General features: G+C 74.0%; 3 protein-coding genes. 2 read left to right on the top strand and 1 reads right to left on the bottom strand.

The annotated features are described in order from the left end of the window. Positions 1-311 precede the first annotated feature (311 nt). Entirely contained in the window at positions 312-1,190 is an 879-nt protein-coding gene (locus L1885_RS24065) for a class I SAM-dependent methyltransferase (RefSeq protein WP_235799264.1), read from the top strand. A gap of 253 nt (positions 1,191-1,443) precedes the next feature. On the opposite strand, the gene L1885_RS24060 is transcribed toward L1885_RS24065, so the two are convergent. Beyond that, entirely contained in the window at positions 1,444-2,856 is a 1,413-nt protein-coding gene (locus L1885_RS24060) for a cation:dicarboxylate symporter family transporter (protein ID WP_235799263.1), read from the bottom strand. Between the two features lie 146 nt (positions 2,857-3,002). On the opposite strand from L1885_RS24060, the gene L1885_RS24055 reads away from it, so the two are divergent. Beyond that, the coding region (locus tag L1885_RS24055; RefSeq protein WP_235799262.1) for an ATP-binding protein at positions 3,003-4,565 on the top strand (1,563 nt) is incomplete at its 3' end.

The following is a 4,565-nucleotide window of genomic DNA, read 5'->3' as shown; positions in this document are numbered from 1 at the left end:
CGAAGCCCCACCGGCCCGCGTCAGCGAAGCCGCCCAGGCCTGGGCGAGCGGGGCGGCCCGCCGGCCGTCACCGCTCGCCGGCCCGGCATCCGGAGCCCCGCCCCGGCACCCGCGCCGACCGCGCCACGACCCGACGCCCTGCCGTCCGCACGAGCCGTGCCACGGCCTCGCACTCCCCTCCCCTCCCCTCCCGCACGCATGCGCCGCGCCACGACCTCGCACCTCCCCTCCCGCAGGCACGAGCCGTTCCGCGCCTGGCCGTCGCCGCCGATCGCTGCGTGCGGATCCCGCCCGGACCGTAGGTTGGGGCCATGACGACGACCTCCCCGGACGACACCCCTGCCCAGGAATCCTTCCTCCGCGACTTCCACGCCCGGCGGCCCGCGGTCACCGTGGAGTCGTTCGGGGCCGGCCGGAGCGCCGACGGCCGCTCCAGCTACCGGATCCTCGCCGACCTCGTCGCACAAGTGCCCCGCGTGCTCGAACTGGGCTGCGGCGACGGGCACCTGCTCGAACTCCTCGCGTCGGACGGCCGCGGCCCGACCGGCCTCGCGGGCATCGACCTGTCGCCCGAGGCGCTCGCGCTCGCGGCGGGGCGTCCGGCGCTCGCCGGGGCCCGCCTGCGGGAGGGCCGCGCGCAGTCCCTTCCGTTCGCGGACGGCAGCTTCGACGCGTGCGTCTCGCACATGGCGCTGATGCTGATGGCGGACGTCGAGGAGGTCGCGGCCGAGGCCGCGCGGGTGCTCGTACCGGGCGGCCTGCTGGCCTGCGTGCTCGGCGGCGGCCCAGCGGGCGGCGAGGCGTACGAGATGTTCGTCGGGCTGCTGCGGGAGTGGGACGCGCGGCTGCCGGGCGGCCTCGGGACGCCCCGCCTCGGGGACCGCCGTACCCGTGACCGCGCGGGCCTCCAGGAGATCCTCTCCCCCGCCGGGTTCGGCCCGGTCGGGTGGAGCACGGTGCGGATCGACATCGGGGGCCCGGCCGAACAGGTGTGGGACGCGGTGTCCGGGGTCTACGACCTGGGTCCAATGCCCGAAGCGGCGGTGACCCGGCTGCGCGAGGAGTTCCTGACCGGGGCGGCCCGTCTCCGCGGCCCCGACGGGACGACGCCCTGCGCGCTGCGACTCCACCTCGCCACGGCCCGGCTGGCGCCCGCGGATGCCGGTGGACCGGCGCACCCGGCCGGCTGACCGGCCGCTGCCCCGCCCGCACGCGCTCGCGCCCCTGCCCGGATCCGACTGCACGCGGCATGCGGCATGCGGCGCACGGCGAGGACCGCGCTACCGTCGCCCTCCCCCGCACGCGGACAGCCGGCCGGTCCGGGCGGTTGCGCGTCCGCTCGGGCCGGCCGGCTCCAGGGGCCGGGGCGGGGGGTTGGGGGGCAAGGTCCTCCCGGCGGATCCTGCCGGGCCCCGAAGGACCCGGCACGGTCCGGCGGGAGACCTACACCCCGGCCCTGGTCTGCTGCGCGGCGTCGCCGCCGCGCTCCTCGGGCGCGTCCTGCGGGGCACCGGCCGTGAGCGCCTTCCCGGCCGGCTCCGGCGAACCGTCCTGCGCCCCGGCGCCGTCGCGTTCGGCCAGGAAGCTCTGCTCGTTGAACGGGACCCGTCCCCCCAGCACCTCGTCGAGGCGGCCCCGGTCGAGTTCCTTCGTCCAGTTCCCGATGAGGACGGTGGCGACCGCGTTGCCCGCGAAGTTGGTCAGGGCGCGCGCCTCGCTCATGAAGCGGTCGATCCCGACGATCAGGCCGACGCCGTCGACCAGTTCGGGGCGGTGCGACTGGAGCCCGCCCGCGAGGGTGGCGAGGCCGGCGCCGGTGACGCCCGCCGCACCCTTGGACGCGACGATCATGAACACGAGCAGCGAGATCTGCTGGCCGATCGACAGCGGCTTGTCCATGGCCTCGGCGATGAAGATGGAGGCCATCGTCAGGTAGATGGCGGTCCCGTCGAGGTTGAACGAGTAGCCGGTCGGGACCGTGATGCCCGCGACGGACTTGCTGACGCCGAGGTGCTCCATCTTCGCGATGAGCCGCGGCAGCGCCGACTCCGAGGACGAGGTGGAGAGGATCAGCAGGAACTCGCGCGCCAGGTACTTCAGCAGCAGGAAGATGTTGACCTTGGCGAACAGCCGCAGCACCAGGCCGAGGATCACGAAGACGAAGACGGCGCAGGTGGCGTAGAAGCCGACCATGATGACCGCGAGGGACTTGAGCGCGTCGACGCCGGTCTGCCCGACCACCGCCGCCATCGCTCCGAACGCGCCCACCGGGGCCGCCCACATGATCATGGCGAGGATGCGGAACACCAGGCGCTGGATGTGCTCGATCCCCCGCAGCACCGGCTCGCCGGCCGAGCCCATCGCCTGCAGCGCGAAGCCCGCGAGCAGGGCGATCAGCAGCGCCTGGAGGGTGGAGCCCTCGGTGAACGCGGACACCAGCGTCGTGGGGATGATGCCGAGCAGGAAGTCGGGCAGCGAGTCGCTGGTGCCCTTGGCCTGTGCGGCGCCCGACTGGCGCACGGACTCGGTGAGGTGCAGGCCGTGGCCGGGCTCCAGGACGTTGCCGACGATCAGCCCGATGGCGAGGGCGACGGTCGACATCACCAGGAAGTAGCCGATGGCCAGGCCGCCGACGGCGCCCACCTTGGTGGCCTTGCGCACGGAGCCGATGCCCAGCACGATCGTGCAGAAGATGACCGGCGCGATCATCATCGTGATGAGATCGACGAATCCGGTGCCGATGGGCTTGAGCTGAACGGCGGTTCCGGGGGCCGTGAGGCCCACCAGGATGCCGAGCAGCACGGCCACCACCACGGCGATGTACAAGAAGTGGGTTCGGTCCCGCCTCGCAGCCACGTGTCCTCCTCGACTCGGGGTCCCGGCGACTATCCATCGCGCTGTGACCCCCGTCACCCTTCTGTTCATTTCGTTCATACGATTTCCAGCCAGGGGCTGTGGATATCGCCACTGCCCGGGGGCGCCCGGACGTGGACACTGTCGCCATGTCCTTCTTCGACCGGGCCCGCCGGCCGCGCAGCCTGGCCGGCCAGCTGTTCGCCATGCAGGCCGTGCTCGTGGCGGTGATCGTCGCGTGGTGTGCCGTGTTCTCGTACGTCAACGACCGCTCCCAGGCCCGGAGCACGGCGCGGCGCGAGGTGCTGATCGCGGCGCGCTCGGTGGCCGACGCGCCGTCGGTGCGCGCGGCGATCCGGGCGCCGGATCCGTCGGCCGAACTCCAGCCCTACGCGGAGCGGGTGCGGCTGGACGCCCGGGTCGACTTCGTCACGATCATGGACACGCACGGCATCCGCTGGACGCATCCGGATCCGCGTCAGATCGGCCGGCGCTTCCTCGGGACGACGGCTCCGGCCCTGGGCGGGCGGACGTTCACCGAGACCTACACCGGCACGCTCGGCCCCTCGACGCGGGCCGTGACGCCCATCAGGGACGGGGGCCGCATCGTCGGGCTGGTCAGCGTGGGCATCACCGTGGACCGGATATCGACGCAGGTGATGCGGCAGTTGCGGGTGCTCTCGCTCGTCGCGGGCGCGGCCCTGGTGCTCGGCGCGCTCGGCACGTACGTCATCAACGCCCGCCTGCGCCGGCACACCCACGGCCTGGACGCGCGCGGCCTGAGCCGCATGTACGACTACCACCAGGCCGCGCTGCACGCCGTGCGCGAGGGGATGCTCATGCTCGACGGCCGCCGGCGCATCGCGCTCATCAACGACGGGGGGCGGGAGTTGCTGGGCCTCGACGCGTCCGCGGTGGGCAGACCGGTGGCCGAACTCGGGCTGCCGCTGCCGCTGACGGGGGCGCTGCTCGCCTCGGAGCCGCGGGTGGACGAGGTCCACCTCACCGAGGAGCGGGTCGTGGTGGTCAGCACCCGGCCGGTCGTCGGCGGCGAGCGCAGCGGTACGGTCGTGACCCTGCGCGACCACACCGAACTGCAGGCGCTCTCCGGCGAGCTCGACTCGGAGCGCAGGTTCACCCGGGCGCTGCGCTCGCAGGCGCACGAGGCGGCGAACAGGCTGCACACGGTCGTGTCGCTGATCGAGCTCGGCCGGGTCGACCAGGCCGTCGAGTTCGCCACCTCCGAACTGGAGCTGTCGCAGGCCCTGACGGACCGGGTGGTGGACTCCGTGCGCGAGCCGGTGCTCGCGGCGCTGCTCCTCGGCAAGGCCGCGCAGGCCAACGAGCGGGGTGTGGAACTGGTGCTGGCCCCCGACAGCAGGATGGACGACGGTGTGCTTCCCCCCTCGCTCTCGACGCGCGATCTGGTGACGATCCTCGGCAATCTCGTCGACAACGCGGTGGAGGCGGCGGGCGCCGGCGGGTCCCCGCCGTCCGGCGGAGGTTCGCCGCGGGTGACGGTGACGGCGCGCGTGGAGGCGCCCGGCGACGGGAGCGCGGACGCGGGTGCGGGCACGGGCACGGGCGCGGCGGGAGGCGCGGCTGCGGGCGAGTTGCTGCTGCGGGTGAGTGACACCGGGCCGGGGGTGGAGCCCGAGCAGGTGGAGGCGGTCTTCCGGCGCGGCTGGTCGAGCAACGGCCCGGGCCGGGGA

Origin of the sequence: Streptomyces fuscigenes (assembly GCF_021556455.1) — a bacterium.
Lineage (GTDB): Bacteria > Actinomycetota > Actinomycetes > Streptomycetales > Streptomycetaceae > Streptomyces > Streptomyces fuscigenes.
Note: the sequence above shows the minus strand (reverse complement) of the source record. Positions and strands in the feature narration are given on the sequence as shown.

Excerpts from the sequence above, each read along its gene's own strand:
- L1885_RS24065 (WP_235799264.1), top strand. The coding sequence starts at position 312 with ATGACGACGACCTCCCCGGACGACACCCCTGCCCAGGAATCCTTCCTC.